Annotated in this window: 15 protein-coding genes; 11 read left to right on the top strand and 4 right to left on the bottom strand. The window is 62.2% G+C overall.

The features are described 5' to 3' along the window. Positions 1–14: 14 nt before the first annotated feature. A complete protein-coding gene (locus tag AAFN55_RS21545) occupies positions 15–2324 on the bottom strand; it encodes a molybdopterin cofactor-binding domain-containing protein (RefSeq protein WP_347801021.1) in 2310 nt (769 codons plus the stop codon). Between the two features lie 9 nt (positions 2325–2333). Beyond that, entirely contained in the window at positions 2334–2798 is a 465-nt protein-coding gene (locus AAFN55_RS21540; RefSeq protein ID WP_347801020.1) for a (2Fe-2S)-binding protein, read from the bottom strand. Positions 2799–3132: 334 nt separating this feature from the next. On the opposite strand from AAFN55_RS21540, the gene AAFN55_RS21535 reads away from it, so the two are divergent. Further along, positions 3133–3858, top strand: a complete 726-nt coding sequence (locus AAFN55_RS21535; protein ID WP_347801019.1) for a response regulator — start codon at positions 3133–3135, stop codon at positions 3856–3858. Further along, positions 3855–5276, top strand: coding sequence for an ATP-binding protein (locus AAFN55_RS21530; protein WP_347801018.1), 1422 nt, complete (start codon positions 3855–3857; stop codon positions 5274–5276). Before AAFN55_RS21535 ends, AAFN55_RS21530 begins: the two co-directional genes overlap by 4 nt. Positions 5277–5437: 161 nt before the next feature. Here the strand turns inward: AAFN55_RS21530 and AAFN55_RS21525 are convergent, their stop codons facing one another. Then, the gene (locus AAFN55_RS21525) at positions 5438–6472 is read right to left on the bottom strand and encodes an aldo/keto reductase (protein ID WP_347801017.1); all 1035 of its coding nucleotides are present in this window, start codon (positions 6470–6472) and stop codon (positions 5438–5440) included. A 111-nt stretch (positions 6473–6583) separates the two neighbouring features. Between AAFN55_RS21525 and AAFN55_RS21520 the strand changes: the two genes are divergently transcribed. Beyond that, on the top strand, positions 6584–7201 hold the full coding sequence (locus AAFN55_RS21520) for a helix-turn-helix domain-containing protein (RefSeq protein WP_347801016.1): 618 nt from the start codon (positions 6584–6586) through the stop codon (positions 7199–7201). 78 nt (positions 7202–7279) lie between these two features. On the opposite strand, the gene AAFN55_RS21515 is transcribed toward AAFN55_RS21520, so the two are convergent. Next, positions 7280–7840, bottom strand: a complete 561-nt coding sequence (locus AAFN55_RS21515; protein WP_347801015.1) for a flavin reductase — start codon at positions 7838–7840, stop codon at positions 7280–7282. A 101-nt stretch (positions 7841–7941) separates the two neighbouring features. Here AAFN55_RS21515 and AAFN55_RS21510 point away from each other — a divergent pair, with 101 nt between their 5' ends. The 8 genes from AAFN55_RS21510 to AAFN55_RS21475 all read left to right on the top strand — a co-directional run bounded on the left by AAFN55_RS21510 (position 7942) and on the right by AAFN55_RS21475 (position 17431). Continuing rightward, a complete protein-coding gene (locus AAFN55_RS21510) occupies positions 7942–8829 on the top strand; it encodes a LysR substrate-binding domain-containing protein (RefSeq protein WP_347801014.1) in 888 nt (295 codons plus the stop codon). Positions 8830–8985: 156 nt separating this feature from the next. Continuing rightward, on the top strand, positions 8986–10227 hold the full coding sequence (locus AAFN55_RS21505; protein ID WP_347801013.1) for an acyl-CoA dehydrogenase family protein: 1242 nt from the start codon (positions 8986–8988) through the stop codon (positions 10225–10227). 72 nt (positions 10228–10299) lie between these two features. Then, on the top strand, positions 10300–11448 hold the full coding sequence (locus AAFN55_RS21500) for an ABC transporter ATP-binding protein (RefSeq protein ID WP_347801012.1): 1149 nt from the start codon (positions 10300–10302) through the stop codon (positions 11446–11448). A gap of 36 nt (positions 11449–11484) precedes the next feature. Next, on the top strand, positions 11485–12546 hold the full coding sequence (locus tag AAFN55_RS21495) for an ABC transporter substrate-binding protein (protein WP_347801011.1): 1062 nt from the start codon (positions 11485–11487) through the stop codon (positions 12544–12546). Positions 12547–12651: 105 nt separating this feature from the next. Next, complete coding sequence (locus AAFN55_RS21490) at positions 12652–14379, top strand: ABC transporter permease subunit (protein WP_347801010.1); 1728 nt, start codon at positions 12652–12654, stop codon at positions 14377–14379. A gap of 2 nt (positions 14380–14381) precedes the next feature. Further along, positions 14382–15650, top strand: coding sequence for an MFS transporter (locus tag AAFN55_RS21485; protein ID WP_347801009.1), 1269 nt, complete (start codon positions 14382–14384; stop codon positions 15648–15650). A gap of 233 nt (positions 15651–15883) precedes the next feature. Next, complete coding sequence (locus AAFN55_RS21480; RefSeq protein ID WP_347801008.1) at positions 15884–17134, top strand: sarcosine oxidase subunit beta family protein; 1251 nt, start codon at positions 15884–15886, stop codon at positions 17132–17134. Between the two features lie 9 nt (positions 17135–17143). Continuing rightward, a complete protein-coding gene (locus AAFN55_RS21475; protein ID WP_347801007.1) occupies positions 17144–17431 on the top strand; it encodes a sarcosine oxidase subunit delta in 288 nt (95 codons plus the stop codon). Positions 17432–17435 lie beyond the last annotated feature (4 nt).

Below are 17435 nucleotides of genomic sequence, written 5' to 3'. Positions count from 1 at the left end.
GTTTGGGAGTAAGATCACGCGCGCAGCACGGTTCGCGTTCGCCGCTCACCGATGGTTTCGGTGACGGCGAGCGGCAGCGAGCGCAAACGACGACCTGTCGCGTTGTGGATCGCGTTGGCGATGGCGCCGGCGACAGGTACGATCCCAGGCTCGCCGGCGCCGCCCGGCGGCAGGTCGCTCTCGACGATCTCGACCACGATTTCTGGGGTGTTATGAAGCCGCTGCATCGGAAAATCGTGGAAGTTCGACTCCACCACCGCGCCGGCATCGATGGTGATCGCGCTCATCAGCGCCGTCGTGACGCCGAAGACGATGCCGCCTTCCATTTGGGCCGCGACGGCGTCTGGGTTCACCACCATGCCCACGTCGATTGCGCAGAAAACGCGATCGACCGTGATCTCGCCATCTTCGGCGACCGTCACTTCGACGACCTCCGCCACCACGCTTCGATAGCACTCCTCGATGGCGATGCCGCGCCCGCGCCCCGGCATCATGGGCATGCTCCATCCGGCCATCTCCGCGACCCGGTCGAGGACGGCCAGATGCCGCGGGTTGTCCCGCAGAAGCCGGCGTCGATAGTCGAGCGGGTCGGCCCCGGCCGCGAGCGCGCACTCGTCGATGAAGCTTTCGGTGAAGAAGGTGTTGAAGGAGAAGCCGTTCGAGCGCCAGAGGCCGATCGGCATGTGGCTCGGCACGTTCTGGCTGCGCACGCGCCGGGCGGGGATGGCGTAGTGCAGCTTGTCCAGTCCCTCGACCGTCAACCTGTCTCCGTCGGGGCCGGGATTGAAGGGCAAATTGCGGCTGGCGACCGACTGGATGATCGATTGGGCGGCAACGACTGCATCATAGGCGAGCGGCAGGCCGTCCGGCCCGAGCGCGGCGCGAAGCCTTGCTGCCGCGTGGCTGCGGAAGAGGCCGCGTGAAACGTCCTCCTCGCGCGACCAGACCAACTTGACCGGCCGGCCGCGGTGGCGAGCGGCCAGGAAGGCGGCCTGTGCGACGACGTCCTGGTCGCTGCGGCGGCCGAAGGCACCGCCGTTCATGGTGACGTTGCAGGTAATGGAAGCCGGCTCGACGCCGGCCCAGCCGGTGCCGGTCGCGACGCCAACGCGGATGTTGACCGGCCCCTGAGACGGGACCCAGGCTTCCGCCGATCCGTCCTCCCGCACGATCACCGTCGCGTTGATGGGCTCCATGCAGGCGTGCGCCACAAAGGGAACCTCGTATGAGGCTTCGACCACCGACGCGGTGTTCGCGTCGATGACAGTGGCTGCGTCGCCATCGTCGAGGTTCTCGTACGGCTCGGCGACATCGAGCGCGGCACGTAGCCTTTCGGAGAAGTCGGCGCTCGACGCGGCATCGTCCGCCGTGCCCGTCCACTCCACATCGAGCAGCCAGGCGGCCTGTTCGGCGCGCCACCAGGAATCGGCGACGATGGCCACCTCACGCCCGTTGACAATCGTCACGTCGACGACGCCTGGCTGGGTGCGTATCTCGGCCTCGTTCACGATGCGCGCGACCTGTGCGCCGAAGACCGGTGCATGGCGGATCGTCGCGTAGAGCATGTCCGGCATGGCGACATCCATGCCGAAAATGGGCTCGCCGCGCACCTTGGCGGGCACATCGACACGCGCCTGCCGCGTTCCGATCAGTTGCCAGTCCGTAGCGGGCTTCAACGCAGGATCAGACGTGGGACGCAAGATTGCGGCTTCACGCGCAAGTTCGCCGTAGGAGAGGCTGCGGCCGGAGGTCTCGTGCCAGACGAAGCCGTCGCCCGTGGCAAGCTCGCTCGACGGCACGCCGAGGCGCGCCGCGCCGGCGGTGATCAGCATCTGGCGCGCCGAAGCACCGGCGACCCGCATGGGATGCCACAGCGACATCGTCGATGACGACGCGCCCGTGGAGATGAAGCCGAGCAAGCCGAGCACCCGCCTGCCTGCCCAGACCACCGGCCCGCTCGCCTCTTCCGGCCGCACCTGCAGGACGTTGAACCAAGTGGCATAGGCGGGATGAGCCTCGGTCGGGAATTCGACGCGGATCCTGTCATCGAAGGGGATGTCCAGTTCCTCGGCCACCACCATGGCAAGCCCGGTGTGGATGCCCTGCCCCATTTCGGCGCGCGGAACCTGAACCACCACGCGCCCGTCGTCATGAATGGTCAAGAAGGCGTTGAGTACGGCGCGGTCGCCGTCAAGGAAACCGTCGAGACCGTCAACGTCGACCGTGGCAAGGTAGCCGACACCGCCGATAGCGGCGACAAGGGCGGTCCCTCCGAGAGCGGCACCGGTCAGCAGGAAGCCGCGGCGTGAGATAAGGCGGGCCATGACGGTCTCCTAGCTTTGCGAAATCGTGCCGGCGGCGCGGTGGATCGCGCGACGGATGCGGGGATATGTGCCGCAGCGACAAATGTTGGTGATGGCCTCGTCGATATCGGCGTCGGTCGGGTTCGGGTTCTGCGCGAGCAAAGCGGTCGCCGCGACGATGAAGCCGGGCTGACAAAAGCCGCATTGCGGCACCTGCTCATCGACCCAGGCCTGCTGGACGAGGGACAAGGCGTTGTCAGGGTCCGAAAGGCCCTCGATCGTGATAACGGACGCACCGGCCAGATTGCCGAGCGTGATCGAGCAGGAAGGGACGGATTCGCCGTCGATTAGAACGCGGCAAGCGCCGCATTGCGCGATCCCGCATCCGTACTTGGCGCCAGGGAGGCCCAGATCTTCCCGCAGCGCCCACAAGAGGGGTTTGTCATCCATCCCGGAAATATCGACGGACGTGTTGTTGACGGTGAACGATACCATGTGATCTCCGGCACGGCTTCAGGTTCAGGGGCGGAGGCGCGCGAGCCGTCCGGCCACGTCGCGCCTCCGGAAGCAACGGCAGGCAAGACGTCCGCTTTTGGCTTTTTATTGCCAGCCGCAGGATCGGGGGATGTCCGCTGCTTCGAAGCTCAAGCTAGAAGCCGCATGTCGCATGGCTGTGCCGGGCATGTACCGTTTCGTATCGAATTGTATCGTCGCGGAGCCCGACGCGGCGCAGTGCCGCCATCCCGTTACAAACGGATACAGTTTCGTCCGCGCATTCGCGGCAGGACGACGATATAAGCGAAGGCCTATTCAGCATTCGAGGCCAGTCATGGAGCCAGTGCCACACATCGCCGTCGTCGACGACCATCGCGATATCCGCGATCTCGTCGGCAAGTATCTCCATCAGCAGGGCTACCGCGTCAGCACTGCGGAAAACGGCACGGCGCTTCGCCGGCTGTTCGAAAGAGGCGCGCCCGACATCGTCGTGCTCGACATCATGATGCCCGGAGAAGACGGCCTTACCTTATGCCGCGAACTTCGTGCGGGGGCGGGCGCCAACGTGCCGATCATTTTTCTGACTGCGAAAGCCGACGAGACGGATCGCGTAATCGGCCTTGAACTCGGCGCTGACGACTATCTCGTCAAGCCCTTCTCCTCACGAGAACTTTTGGCGCGGATCAAGGCCGTGCTGCGCAGGGCAAACAGCCTGCCGCCGCAAAGATCCGTCCGGCGCACCGGGTCGATGCGTTTCGATCGGTGGGTGCTCAATTTCGGACGACGGGAACTGCAAGGTGAGGACGGCGTCGGCATCCCGCTTTCCACGGCCGAGTTCCGGCTGTTGAAGGTCTTCGTCGAACGTCCGGGCATCGTTTTGACCAGAGACCAGTTGCTCGACCTGACGGCGGGACGCGAGGCGGAACCGTTCGATCGTTCGATCGACAACCAGGTCAGCCGGCTGCGCCGCAAGATCGAATGCGATCCGAAGAACCCTTCGATCATCCAGACTCATCGCGGCGGTGGCTACAGCTTCATGCCGGAGGTCTCGGCATTGTGAAGCGTCTCCTGACCTTCTGGCGAAAGAGCCTCTCGATTCAGCTACTCGTGTCGATGTTGCTTGCGCTCTTCGTGTCGCAATTCATCGGCCTGGGTATTTCGTGGGATAAGTTCCGCACCGATCTCTATACGACCGTGCGGACGGAACTTGCCAGTCGGGCGCAGGCCGTAGCGCATCTTGTGGAGGCCGTTCCTGCCGGGTTCGACGACGACATCGCAAGGGTCAACAGCACTGATTTCACCCGATTCTGGATTTCGCAGGAGCCGGCCCGCTCGCCCGAAGAATGGGTGACGGAAGCGTTTCACCAGTTCGAAATACCGCTCGGCGCGCTTTTGAACGGCTCAGCGCCGGATTTCGCCGATACCGCTCCCGCTTACATGACGCCGCTGCCCGCAGGAGCCGGACCGGAGTTGTTTGCCGATGGTGCCATCCTGACGTCGACCCATGTCGCGCGCTTTGCGCCGTCCGCGACGACGCTCGATTTCGCAAACCGGGAGGGCGCTGGCCTGATCATGCCGCTTGGCGATGGGCGAGCGCTCAATGTCGCTTACTACAAGCGGCTACCGTCGATCTGGTCAACGCACCTGCCTTTCGCGCTCGCACTGACGGCTGTGCTCGTTGCGCTGATCGGCGCCATGACCGTACGCCGGATCGCCCGGCCCTTGGGCAGATTGACGAAGGCTGCCGAAACGCTCGGCCGCGGCGAAGCCGTACTGCCGCTTCGCGAAAGCGGGCCGAACGACATTCGCCGCACTGCCGAGGCGTTCAACCTGATGCAGGAGCGGCTGCACCGTTTCGTGACCGACCGAACGCGAATGCTGGGTGCGATCGGGCACGACCTTCGAACGCCGCTGACAACATTGCGCTTACGCGCCGAACTGGTCGAAGATGCCGAGCTCCAAGAGCGCATGTTGGCCACGATCGACGAGATGCAGGCGATGATCGAGGCGACGCTCGCGCTGGCGCGGCAGGAATCGACTCTGGAAGAGACGCGAACGATCGATCTTTCCGCCCTCGTCGAAAGCGTTTGCGAGGATCTTGCCGAAATCGGGCAGCCGGTGCGGTTCATTGCTGGAGAGCGCATCACTTACCGCTGCCGGCCGGACGGTCTGCGCCGCACGATCCGAAATCTCGTCGAAAATGCCGTGCGGTATGGGGGGCACGCCGAGGTGCGGTTGCAGACGAATGCAACTGCGATCGAGATTGTGGTCGATGACGATGGCCCAGGCATCCCGATCGACAAGACGGAGGAGGTGTTTGCACCATTCTTCCGGCTTGAGGGATCGCGCTCGCGCGAGACCGGCGGCGTCGGGCTCGGCTTGTCGATCTCCCGCGCCATCGCGCGCCAGCATGGCGGCGACATCATTCTCTCGCCCCGCGAGCCCGGCCTCAGGGCCGCTATCGTCTTGCCGGCCTAAAGCCTGCGTCGGCTGGATCGCGACAGGTCTGCGATGGCGTGTAAGTTCTCAGCGGCATGAGCAGGCATACTGGTACCGCCGGGCGGAAGCAGAGTGACAAAAGGCCCCGGCAATGCCAGGGCCCTCTGTCGAACATCATGCATTGGGCAATAGAGACTGTCTCAGGCTGCCGCCCTCTCCGCTGATGGTCGACGTCGCAGCGAAGGTTGCGCGATGGAGGGTGGCGAATAGGCCGAACCCTCGAGGGGGGCCAGGTCCGTTCCTGGCGGGACAATCTCGTCGATCCGATCGAGTATTTCATCACTCAATGTGACCTCCGCGCCGGCCAGCAATCCATCCAATTGCTCCATCGTACGGGGCCCGATTATCGCGGAGGTGATCACAGGATGAGAGGTCACGAAAGCGAGGGCCATATGCATCAGCGAAATGCCGGCGCTATCGGCGAGTGGTAGCAATTCCTCGATTGCCGTAAGACTTCCTTCGTCGGACATCGCCTTGGGGAAAAACTTCACGCGTAGAGAGTCGGGCTGTTGCTTTCCCTTGCGATACTTGCCCGTGAGCATGCCTTTGGCCAACGGGCTCCACGCCATAACCCCCATGCCATAATGCTGACAGGTGGGCAGCACTTCGCGTTCGATGGACCGGTTGAGGATTGAGTACGGTGGCTGCTCGGTGCGGAAGCGTCCGAGCCCCCAACGTTCGGCGGCCCACTGCGCTGCAACGATCTCGGAAGCAGGAAAGGTCGAGGCCCCGAACGTTCTGATCTTGCCGGCACGGACCAGGTCGGTGAGAACCGACAGCGTTTCATCCATATCGGTGTCCGGCGCCAGCCGGTGGATCTGGTAGAGGTCTATATGGTCGGTCTGAAGCCGGCGAAGTGAGGCTTCAACCGCTGTCGTTATCCAGCGCCGCGAACTGCCACGCTGGTTCGGATCGTCGCCCATGGGCATGAACACCTTTGTGGCGAGCACCACGTTATCGCGTTTGCCCTTCAGGGCCTCGCCGACGATAACCTCCGACTCCCCCTGACTGTAGCCGTCGGCCGTGTCCACAAAGTTGATGCCAAAGTCGAGCGCTTTGTGAACCATGGCGATGCACTCGTCATGGTCCGCATTAGCGAGTTTTCCGAACATCATGGTGCCCAGACAATAAGGGCTGACTTTGATGCCGGTTCTCCCGAGCGGGCGATACTTCATATTGAACTCCTGTCATGACTGGCCAAGTTCCCAAGGACCGGATAAAGTCCAATACGGAACACTCGTCCGCTTATATACGGAACATTGTTCCGCTTGCAAGGAGTAATCGATATGGCGTCGGATGATGTGAAATCACGTCATGATGAAAGGGCGGAAAAACCGAAGAGAGCCGATGCACAACGCAACGTCGATACGGTTCTCAAAGCTGCAGTCGCCGTCTTCGATAGAATGGGAGTCGATGCACCGATGCGGACGATCGCTGTCGAAGCGGGCGTCGGGGTCGGCACCATCTATCGTCATTTCCCGCAGAGATCTGATCTTATCAGAGCGATCATTCAGCGAGAGGTGGACGATTGCGTCGAAGCGGCCGCAATCCTTCGCAAGGAGCTGGCACCGATCGAGGCGCTATCGACCTGGGTGCAACGGCTAGTAGACCTTGCTGGAACCAAGAGAGGGCTGGGACCGGCACTCCATTCAGGAGACCCTGCATACGAGGCCCTCCCGAACTACGTTATGGGTCAGCTCACACCCGCGCTAAGGGGTCTGCTGGATGATGCTGCGGCGGCTGGCGACATTGGTGGGGATGTCGATGCAGCAGTCTTGCTACCTGCAGCCATGCGATTGGCAGCGGCTGCAAGCGAGGGGCAGGGCGCAGAGGCGAGGCGTATGGTAGCCCTGCTCATTGACGGCTTGCGTTATCGAGCAAACACCGAATGCCGCGATTTCTAGCAATCCGGCGACAGTATGGCCCATCTGAGTCGGGGTGGAACGAGACAGACGGTTCGTGTTCGGAACCCTTTCCGGTTTCTATGCAACAGCACTTGATTTGCCATTCGCCAACACCGGCAATTTGAGGTCCGGATCCGCAGAGTCGCGCAAGTGATGGTACTTTCGTTGAAAGTAGACCAGACCAATGGGCGTCTCACCAAGCTCTACATCGAGCACTTCGCATAGAAAAATGGTGTGGGTTCCAACCTCTATCGTACGCACGATGGCTGTATCGAAACAGGCTATGGCGCCCGATAGGGCAGGAGCGCCAGAGACCATCGTTCGCCATTCGCCAGTCGTGAACCGGCCCTCCATGTTCAGATCGGTCATGCCGGCGAATATCCCGGACAGGTTCTGGTGATCGGCGGCGAGGACGTTCACGCACAGCGACCCGTTCGTGACGAAGAAGTCACGCAGACCGCTCGCCCGCTTCATGCAGACGAGAAGCGTCGGCGGCGCGTCCGTCACGCTGCAGACCGATGATGCGGTCAACCCATACATGCCAGCCGGCCCATGGGTGGTGACGATATTCACTGCCGCGCCGAGCCTTGCCATGCCGTCCCGAAAGGCCTGCGCACTCACCGTCGTCATGGTTGTCATCGTGGCGTCTCCTGCCGAATTCCACGATGGCAATCTCCCAGCATTTGGCTGTACGGGTAAAACGACATATTTGCATTGGCCCATAAGGATAAGGAATTGCGATGCGCCGCTTCATCCCGTCCATAGGTTCGCTGGTCGCTTTCGAATCCGTCGCCAAGCATCTGAGTTTCAGCCGCGCCGCCAATGAGCTTGCGCTGACGCAAAGCGCGGTCAGCCGCCAGATCAAGGTGCTCGAAGACCAGATCAACGTGCAGCTCTTTGAACGACTGCCGCACAATCTCATCCTCACCGAAGCGGGCGAGAAATTCCTGCCCGAAGTCGTGGAAGCACTGGAACTGCTGAGCACCTCAACTGCCAACATGGTGAACTTCCAGGATGGCCGGAGCGTCATTCGCATCAGTTGCACGCCGACGCTGGCATCGCGCGTCCTCATTCCGGCCCTCGTCGAGTTCCATCGCCTGCACCCCGGAATTACCGTCGACCTCGTGACCAAGAGCGCTGCGTTCAACCTTGCCGAGACGAACCTCGACATGGCGATCAACATGGGCAGCATCCCGTGGCCGGGCATGACCGCGGACCCGCTGTTCACGTCGCCGGCCATCGTCGTCGGCAGCAAGGAGTACATCCGTCGCGCCAACATACGCACGCTGGCGGATATGAGCCGCGCGCAGCTCATCCACATCTCGCCCCTGTCGAGCGCGTGGCAGCAATGGCTGACGTCGGCGGGGGTCGAGCATCCCGCGCCGATGGCAGGATGGCACCTGGAGCAGTTTCAGTACGGCACGGACGCGGCTCTCGCCGGCTCCGGCCTCGCACTTCTGCCGAGGCTGTTTGTGAAGGCGGAGTTGCAGCGTGGAGATCTGCAGGAGATGTTTGCCGGCACAGTTGCTATGGATTTCACCTATCTGCTTATTTTGAGACCAGACCGGCGCAGCTCCCAGGCGATCTCGACCTTCCGGAAATGGCTTTTGAATCAGAAGTTTGAGTAGAAAAATCCTACCTGAGTTTCCCGTATGGGCGGTATTCTCAAACGCAATAGGCGTATGCAAATTGGTCGTTTGAAGCCCACCACATGTTGCGACAGCATTTCCTCATCAAAGCCGGGCCGTACGAAATCCATTGTACCGGCAGGTCGCAGAGCGAGGATGACGATGCTGGACAAGCCGCAAAAAAAAACCACGAAAACGGTTGCCGAACTTGTTGAGGCAGCACGCCAGGTGCGGGCCGAATTTCGCAAGACGGCCGCCGATGTCGATCGCGAAGGCGGCTATCCGACGGACAATATGAGGCTGATCCACGAAGCGGGCCTGAGCGCGATCGGCCTGCCCGAGGCACTGGGCGGCGTCATCGGCGCTAACCCGCTCGAGCACATCGAAGCGGTCACCGAGATATTTCTGGAGCTGGCGGCCGGCGAAAGCTCGACCGCGCAGATTTTCAACGTGCACCGCGGGCTGTGCTTCGACCTGATGTCGAGCAACAATCTCTCGCCGGAACGTAAGGAAAGTCTGCTGCGTGAAATCCTCGATGACGGCGTGCGCTTCTGTTCGCCGGCGGCCGAGCCGACCAAGAAGCGCTTCAGCTTTCAGATGAAGTGCACGCCGGTCGAGGGCGGCGTTCGCCTTACCGGCAAAAAGTACTTCGCCACCGGTTCCGAAGGCGCGCGCTACGGCGTCGCGCCGGTCCTGATGGATGGATTCCCGTCCGTCGAGGAAGGCGGCCTGCACTGGGCGCTGGTCGATCTCGAAAGCGAAGGCGTGACGATTAACCACGACTGGGACAATATGGGCCAGCGCGCGACCGGCAGTGGCTCGGTGACGTTCGAGAATGTTTTTGTCGCTGATGGCAGCCACTGGCCGGGAAAGGATGGGCGGTCGGACCCGGCGGCGATGAACAATGTGAGCGGACCCGCCACGCAGGTGGTGATGTCGGCGATGATCCTCGGCATGGGCTACGGCGCGCTCGAAGAAATGTGCGACTACGTTCGCACGCGCGTCCGTCCGTTCAACCCCGACTGGAAGGATGCAACCGAAGACCCGATCATGCAATTCCATGTCGGGCGCATCTCGAGCCAGCTCAACGCCGCGCGCGCAGCCAACCGTGAAGCCGCGCGTGCGGTCGCGGAATTCTCGAAGGGCGCAGGCAAACGCGCCGACGTCTCGCTGGCGATGATGCAGGCCAAGGTCGCGATCGTCGATGCTGCGCTCACCGCATCGACCGACCTGCACCGCCTGTGCGGCGGCATGTCGACGTCGAACGCGTTCCGCTTCGACCGCTTCTGGCGCAATGCGCGCACACTCAGCACCCATGACTCGCAGGACGTGAAGCTTCGCCAGATCGGCGGATACGTTCTGGGCGGCGTCGAGCCTCCTTCGAACTACGTGACGTGATGGCCGAGTGTTGCGGAGGCATTGCTCGGGAGGAGCAGACCCTGCTGACAGAAGAAGGATAGTGCCGTGAACATGAACATCGTCAGACCCGTCGAGGCCATTAAGACGGTTGAAGCCAACGCTGCGCGGCATACCGGCGGCGCAGCGGTAGAATTCCGGGAGGTCACGAAGAAGTACGGCGAGGTCGCCGCCGTATCCTCGCTGGACCTGACGATCGAGCCGGGTGAGTTCCTGACGCTGCTGGGGCCGAGCGGGTCCGGCAAGTCGACGCTGCTCATGTTGCTTGCGGGTTTCGAACACCCGACCTCGGGCTCGATCAAGGTCGCGGGCCGCGACCTCAATCGCGTCCCGCCGCACCGCCGCGACCAGGGCGTCGTCTTCCAGAGCTATGCGCTGTTTCCTCACATGACGGTTCGCCAGAACCTCGCTTATCCGCTCGACGCACGTGGCGTGAGTGACGGTGACAAGAAGCAGATGATCGGCAACGCGCTGGAAAAGGTGCGTATGTCGAGTTTTGCCGCCCGTTTCCCGTCGCAACTCAGCGGCGGCCAGCAGCAGCGCGTGGCGCTCGCGAGGGCCATCGTTTCGAGCCCGCCGCTGCTGCTCATGGACGAGTCTCTCAGCGCGCTGGACCGAAACCTGCGCGAGGAAATGCAGATCGAGCTGAAGATACTGCACGAGGAACTGGCGACCACGGTCGTCTATGTCACGCATGACCAGGGCGAGGCGCTGACGATGTCGGATCGCATCGCCGTCCTGCACAATGGCGAACTCGTACAGCTTGGCCGTCCGAAGGAAATTTATGACGATCCGGCAAACGGTTTCGTCGCCCGGTTCATCGGCGAGTCGGTCTTCATACCCGGAGTGGTCGCCGGCAAGGACGGGGCAACGCTTGTGCTCAAGACCGCCACCGGCGCTTTACTTCATGTGTCCACGGCCAAGGAACCGGGGATGGGAGCCCCTGTTCAGGCGATGGTACGCCCCGAAGCAGTCGTCATAGCGCCGCAGGCCAGCGCGCCGCCCCCCGGCATGAAACGCATGCTCGACGGCACCGTCAGCCGGTCGATCTTCATGGGCGGGAGCTTCCGCTACTGGGTCGATTGCGGCGGCCTTGAAATCCGCTGCCAGACACCGTCGACCACAGCCCATCAACCCTTGGAAACCGGAGAAAAGGTCGGGGTGTGGATTCACCCCGAGGATCTGAAAATCGTGAGTGATTGAATTCCGCGTCAAACAAAAACAGAGGGAACAAGAAAAATGAAATCCAAGATTTCGGGCGTCGCTCTGACGCCGCTGCTGCTGGCCTCGTTTCTGACCCTGCCGGCAAACGCACAGGACCTTATCATCATGATCAGCGGCGGCACGTTCGCCGACGCGCAGATCGAAGCGTTCGTGAAGCCATTCGAGGAGGAAACCGGCCTCACCGTTCGCGCCATTAAGTCGGAAGTTCCGGCCAACAAGCTGAAGCTGGCCGTTGAATCCAACACGATCGATTTCGACCTGAGCCTCAAGACGGAAGCCGACGGCATCATGCTGAACAAGCTCGGCTATCTCGAGCCGATCGACTACAGCGTGTTCGACAAGGCGGAACTCGAAGGCATACCTGAAGGTCTGCGCCCGTCATGGGGTGTGGGAAATATCACCGCGTCGTTCCTTCTTTCCAGCAGCACCGAACTGGAAAAGCGGCCGACCAACTGGGCCGAGTTCTGGGACGTCGATGCGTTTCCGGGAAAGCGTACGCTGCAGGCGTTCATCGGCGTTCAGGGACCGCTGGAAGAAGCCTTGCTCGCAGACGGCGTTGCGATGGAAGACCTCTATCCGCTCGACGTGGATCGGGCATTCGCGAAGCTGGAAGAGATGAAGCCGCACATCCGCAAATGGTGGACGTCAGGCAATGACGCGCTCCAGCTTTTCAACACCGGCGTCGCGGATATGGGCATGAACTTCGATGGACGCGTCTACGCGCTGCAGGCGGAAGGCCGCCCGTTCGACCTGACCTTCAATCAGGCCAAGTACTACGCCGTACACTGGACGGTTCCCAAAGGCGCGCCGCACAAGGACACCGCGATGAAGTTCATCGAGTACGCCACGCGCGCCAAGCAGCAGGCGAGGATGGCCGAAATCTCCGGCTTCGCTCCCGCCAACACCGCCGCGATGGCGTTTCTGCCCGAGGAGAAGGCACGCCGGCTCGTGACCTACCCGGAGAACTTCAAGACGGCCTACAAGCTGAACGGAGAGTGGTACGCGGAAGTCGACGAGGAAGGCCGCTCCAACGCCGAGAAACTTCAGGAGCGCTGGAACGTCTGGCTGACACAGTGACATGACGGTGCGGCTTCGCGTGATGCGGAGCCGCATGCCATCCGCGCCGTCGATCCCGCGCAGGGCCGGCGGCGTTAAACGAACCCCCTGTTGGGACTGACCGTCATGAACAGCTCATTTTCCCGGGCCGCCAACGTCCTTTTCCTGCCTGGCGTCATCTTCATGACGCTTCTGTTTCTGTATCCGCTGCTGCGGATGGCTGCCATCAGCACCGGGTTCCCGGATTTCAACGGAGACAGCTACGCACGCTTCTTCAGCATCCCATCCTACGTCGACACGCTGTTTCGCACGTTCGCCGCAAGCACGATCGTCACTGTCGCGTGCTTCATCCTGGGATATCCCACGGCGGTGTTCCTGTCGCAGGCGAGGGGGCACAAGAAGAGCATATTGCTGGCATGCGTCGTGTTGCCTTACCTCACCAGCCTTCTGGTGCGGACCTATGCGTGGATGGTGATCCTCAACGACACCAGCCCGCTGAACAGTTTCCTGATGTGGACAGGTCTCATCGACCAGCCGCTTGGACTGCTGTTCAGCACGACCGGCGCGCTGATCGGCATGGTGCACATCATGCTGCCGGCGATGATCCTGCCGATCTACGCGATCCTGCAAGGCATGGACCCCGCGCAGATGCGGGCGGCAAAAGCGCTTGGCGGCGGGCCTGCCCGCGCGTTCTTCAAGGTGTATCTTCCGCAGAGCCTGCCGGGGATCCGTTCGGGCGCGACGCTGGTTTTTGCGCTGTCTCTAGGGTTCTACATCACGCCGGCAGCACTCGGCAGCCCCAGCGATTTGATGCTGTCCAACCTCATTACCGCCGTACTCAACAGCGCGCTCGATTTCCGTTTTGCGTCTGCCATCGCGATCATCCTGCTTGCCTGCACGCTGGCAGCCTACGGTCTGGTGGGGCTTTTCGGAACGCGCTCCGCGCAGGGCGGCGTGCTGATCTCACGCATTTTCTCTCCACTCGTGGCGGGCCTGAAAAAGCTCTTGCCCTCAACCGGTAACGGCAGGGCCGCGCAGCGATGGACGTCGAATGTCGGCCGCGAGCAGGTGTGGGAAGGGACGGGCTCCCGCATCCTCGCGGCCTACGGCTATCTCGTGCTGTTCTTCCTGGTGCTTCCGAGCATCCTCGTCGTCGTCATGTCTTTTTCGGACGAGCGCATCTTGAACTTCCCGCCGCGTGCATGGTCGCTGCGCTGGTACGAAGTGCTGTTTACCGATCCGCTCTGGGCCGAGGCCACATGGACCAGCCTGCGCGTCGCCGCCGTGAGTACGGTCCTGTCGATGCTGATCGGTGGAACGGCAGCCTACGCGCTGGTGCGGGGTTCGGCGGCGCTGCGCCCCGGCATCTTCGCGCTCATGCTTGCGCCGATGATCGTTCCGTCGGTCGTCAACAGCGTCGGGCTCTATAGCGTGCTCGCGCCATGGGGGCTTGTGAACCGAGAGGTAGGGCTGATCCTCGCGCTGACGCCGGGCAGCATTTCCTATGTCGTCATCATCATGCTGGCGACGCTGACCTCGTTCGATCCCCGTCTGGAAATGGCGTCGTCCAGTCTGGGGGCAGGGCGCATCAGGACCGCGCTCAAGATCATTCTGCCGATCATCGCGCCCGGCGCGATCGCCGCGGCTCTCTTTGCCTTCATCCATGCCTTCGACGAGGTGGTAATTTCCTCGTTTATCGCTGGGTCCACGATGCAGACGTTGCCGCTCAAGATCTGGTACGGAATCCAGTATGAACTCGAGCCCGTGATCGCAGCGGTTTCGACGCTGATGATGATCTTCCCCATCATAGCCCTGCCGTTCTTAGGACGCCGTGCGAAAGTGTTGCGGACATGAATATGCGCGAACTGCCGCCGGACGAAACGCAACCGTCCGGCGTGACACCGCCACCCCAGGGTTTCGTGAATTTCGTCCAGCGCCATTTTCACTATGGCTGGCTGATCGTCTTTGCGGGGTTCTTCGCGCAGGTGATTTCGAGCCTTTCGATGCAGGGGCTTGCGACGTATGCGACGCCGCTGCGCGCCGAGTTCGGCTGGACTTCGGCGCAGACCGCCATCGGCCGATCGGTGCAGGCGGTGGATTCGGTTCTGGGGCCTGTCAGCGGCTGGCTGGTCGACAGGTTCGGCGCACGCCGCCTGATGATCGCCGGCACGGTCATGTACCTTGCGGCGTTCGTCGTGCTGGGCACGATGCAGAGCCTTGTCGAGTTCTACATCGCATGCCTGCTGATGGGGCTTGCCAACAGCCTGCTCGGCCTGCTCGTCGTCAGCCAGTTGGTCAACAGCTGGTTTACCCGCAAACGGTCGACTGCGATGGGCCTCGCCGTCGCGGGCTTTGCCGTATCTGGCATCTTTCTTCTGCCGCTGATCGTCCTTGCGCAGGATGCGTTCGGATGGCGCAACACGGCCATCGGCTCCGGCGTGCTGATCCTGCTGATCGGGTTTCCGATCATGCTTCTGGTGCGCTCTACGCCCGAAGCGCTCGGCCTGACGGCGCATGGAAGCGAGCCGGCCTCCCATCAGCAGTCCCATCCATCGACCGTGGGCATGACATTCCGCGAGGCGCTCGCCAGCACGTCGTTCTGGGTCATCACCGCTGCATTGACGCTGGCGACGATCCATCAGGCGGCGCTCATCGTCCACCTGTTCCCCTATCTCGAACTGGTCGAGAACCGGGCGATGGCGGGTTTGCTGCTGGCGGAAGTCAACGTCTTCAATCTTGCCGGCCGGGTCGTCGGCGGCGTGATGGGCGACCAGATGCGAAAGGGGCGATTGCTCGCCATCGGGGCGTTTGCGTCCTCCCTTGGACTCGTCATGCTGTCTCTGTGGGATTCACAACTCGTCCTGTTCGTCTTTCCAGCGCTTTTCGGGTTCAGTTGGGGATGTCGAACGGCGGTCTCGAATGCGCTTTTCGGCGAGTATTTCGGACGGCGCGCCTTTGGGAAGATCGCCGGCATCGCCCAGACTTTCGCGGCAGTGGCCGCGATCGCCAGCCCGTTCCTGATGGGCGTGGCAATCGACATGGTGGTACCTTACTCGATCATGTTCATGATCCTGGCGGGATGCACATTCGTCTCGGGCTGCCTGTTCTGGAGCCTGAAACGCTAGCCGGACAAGTGTTTGCATCGAACATGACCGGTCGAACCGAGGCATCGCGCCGAACAACGTCATCCGGGGCGGGCGAAAGCTCGCCCTTCTCGCAGGCGACGGCATCATCCCGACGCCCTTGGCAGCGCAGATGTGCATGATGTCCAAAATGAAAGAATTTCTGTCCGAAACCACATGGACGAGAGCGGCAGGAACACGCCACACATAGGGTCGGTCGCGGCGAGAGGACGGGCATGCGTTATTCCGGGTTCAGACTGATCAAGGAGGTCCTGACGGGCCACAAGGGCTGGACGCCGGCGTGGCGCGATGCGGAACCGAAGCCGCACTACGACATCATCGTGATCGGCGGCGGCGGCCATGGACTGGCTACTGCCTATTATCTCGCCAAAGTCTTCGGCAAGTCGAATGTCGCGGTGCTCGAAAAGGGCTGGATCGGCGGCGGCAATGTCGGCCGCAACACGACGATCATCCGCTCGAACTATCTGCTGGACGGCAACGAGCCCTTCTACGAATTCTCGATGAAGCTCTGGGAGGGGCTGGAGCAGGATTTCAACTACAATGCGATGGTCAGCCAGCGTGGCGTGCTGAACCTTTGCCACACTGACGGGCAACGCGACGCCTTCACCCGGCGCGGCAATGCCATGCGTCTCCACGGGGTGGACGCGGAACTGCTGGACCAGGAGGGTGTGCGAAAAATCGCGCCGTTCCTGAATTTCGACAATGCCCGGTTTCCCATCAAGGGCGGTCTCTTACAGCCGCGCGGTGGAACAGCGCGCCATGATGCGGTCGCCTGGGGCTATGCGCGCGGCGCCGACAGCCGTGGTGTCGACATCATCCAGAATTGCGCCGTGACCGGATTCCGCATCCAGAACGGCAAATGCCTGGGGGTGGAGACCACGCGCGGCTTCATCGGCGCGAACCGTGTCGGCTGTGCCGTCGCCGGTTGGTCTGGCTCCGTGATGGCGATGGCGGGGATGCGCCTGCCCATCGAGAGCCACGTTCTGCAGGCTTTCGTCAGCGAGGGGCTCAAGCCATTGCTGCCGGGCGTCATCACCTTCGGGGCGGGGCATTTCTACGTGAGCCAGTCCGACAAGGGCGGGCTCGTCTTCGGCGGCGATATCGACGGCTACAACTCCTACGCACAGCGCGGAAATCTGCCGGTGGTCGAGGATGTCTGCGAAGGCGGCATGGCCCTGATGCCGATGATCGGCCGGGCGCGTCTCCTGCGGATGTGGGGCGGGATCATGGACATGTCGATGGACGGTTCGCCGATCATCGACCGGACCGATATCGACGGTCTCTATTTCAACGGAGGCTGGTGTTACGGAGGATTCAAGGCGACCCCCGCTTCCGGCTGGTGTTTTGCGCATCTGCTGGCCAATGACGCGCCGCACCCCGTTTCCACCGCCTATCGGCTCGACAGGTTCCGCACGGGACGGATGATCGACGAAAAGGGCGCGGGCGCCCAGCCGAACCTGCATTGAGACCCTGACATGATCATCAATCATCCTCTTCTCGGTCCACGCGATTCCCAGGAGTTCGTCTATCTGGGCGATGCGAGCCTGATCGGCCGCCCGGACTGGCAGGCAAGCGACGCGCAGCAGCAGTTTTATGAATATCTCTATCTGCGCGACAATCCGGCCGGCCTGCATCGCGAGCTGTGGTTCCACGAACAGGGCGACCGGAGCTGGCTGGTCGTGACCCGGAATACGCTCACCCATGAGATCACATCCGTCGAACTGGCCCGCGACGTGGCTCGCGCACTGGGGAGGGACATTTGACCCA

The organism is Mesorhizobium sp. CAU 1732, assembly GCF_039888675.1.
Classification (GTDB): domain Bacteria; phylum Pseudomonadota; class Alphaproteobacteria; order Rhizobiales; family Rhizobiaceae; genus Aerobium.
The sequence above is the reverse complement of the archived record's forward strand: the minus strand, read 5'-3'. Positions and strand labels throughout refer to the sequence as shown.

Excerpts from the sequence above, each read along its gene's own strand:
- AAFN55_RS21545 (WP_347801021.1), bottom strand. The coding sequence starts at position 2,324 with ATGGCCCGCCTTATCTCACGCCGCGGCTTCCTGCTGACCGGTGCCGCT.
- AAFN55_RS21540 (WP_347801020.1), bottom strand. The coding sequence starts at position 2,798 with ATGGTATCGTTCACCGTCAACAACACGTCCGTCGATATTTCCGGGATG.
- AAFN55_RS21535 (WP_347801019.1), top strand. The coding sequence starts at position 3,133 with ATGGAGCCAGTGCCACACATCGCCGTCGTCGACGACCATCGCGATATC.
- AAFN55_RS21525 (WP_347801017.1), bottom strand. The coding sequence starts at position 6,472 with ATGAAGTATCGCCCGCTCGGGAGAACCGGCATCAAAGTCAGCCCTTAT.
- AAFN55_RS21520 (WP_347801016.1), top strand. The coding sequence starts at position 6,584 with ATGGCGTCGGATGATGTGAAATCACGTCATGATGAAAGGGCGGAAAAA.
- AAFN55_RS21515 (WP_347801015.1), bottom strand. The coding sequence starts at position 7,840 with ATGACAACCATGACGACGGTGAGTGCGCAGGCCTTTCGGGACGGCATG.
- AAFN55_RS21510 (WP_347801014.1), top strand. The coding sequence starts at position 7,942 with ATGCGCCGCTTCATCCCGTCCATAGGTTCGCTGGTCGCTTTCGAATCC.
- AAFN55_RS21505 (WP_347801013.1), top strand. The coding sequence starts at position 8,986 with ATGACGATGCTGGACAAGCCGCAAAAAAAAACCACGAAAACGGTTGCC.
- AAFN55_RS21500 (WP_347801012.1), top strand. The coding sequence starts at position 10,300 with ATGAACATCGTCAGACCCGTCGAGGCCATTAAGACGGTTGAAGCCAAC.
- AAFN55_RS21495 (WP_347801011.1), top strand. The coding sequence starts at position 11,485 with ATGAAATCCAAGATTTCGGGCGTCGCTCTGACGCCGCTGCTGCTGGCC.
- AAFN55_RS21490 (WP_347801010.1), top strand. The coding sequence starts at position 12,652 with ATGAACAGCTCATTTTCCCGGGCCGCCAACGTCCTTTTCCTGCCTGGC.
- AAFN55_RS21485 (WP_347801009.1), top strand. The coding sequence starts at position 14,382 with ATGCGCGAACTGCCGCCGGACGAAACGCAACCGTCCGGCGTGACACCG.
- AAFN55_RS21480 (WP_347801008.1), top strand. The coding sequence starts at position 15,884 with ATGCGTTATTCCGGGTTCAGACTGATCAAGGAGGTCCTGACGGGCCAC.
- AAFN55_RS21475 (WP_347801007.1), top strand. The coding sequence starts at position 17,144 with ATGATCATCAATCATCCTCTTCTCGGTCCACGCGATTCCCAGGAGTTC.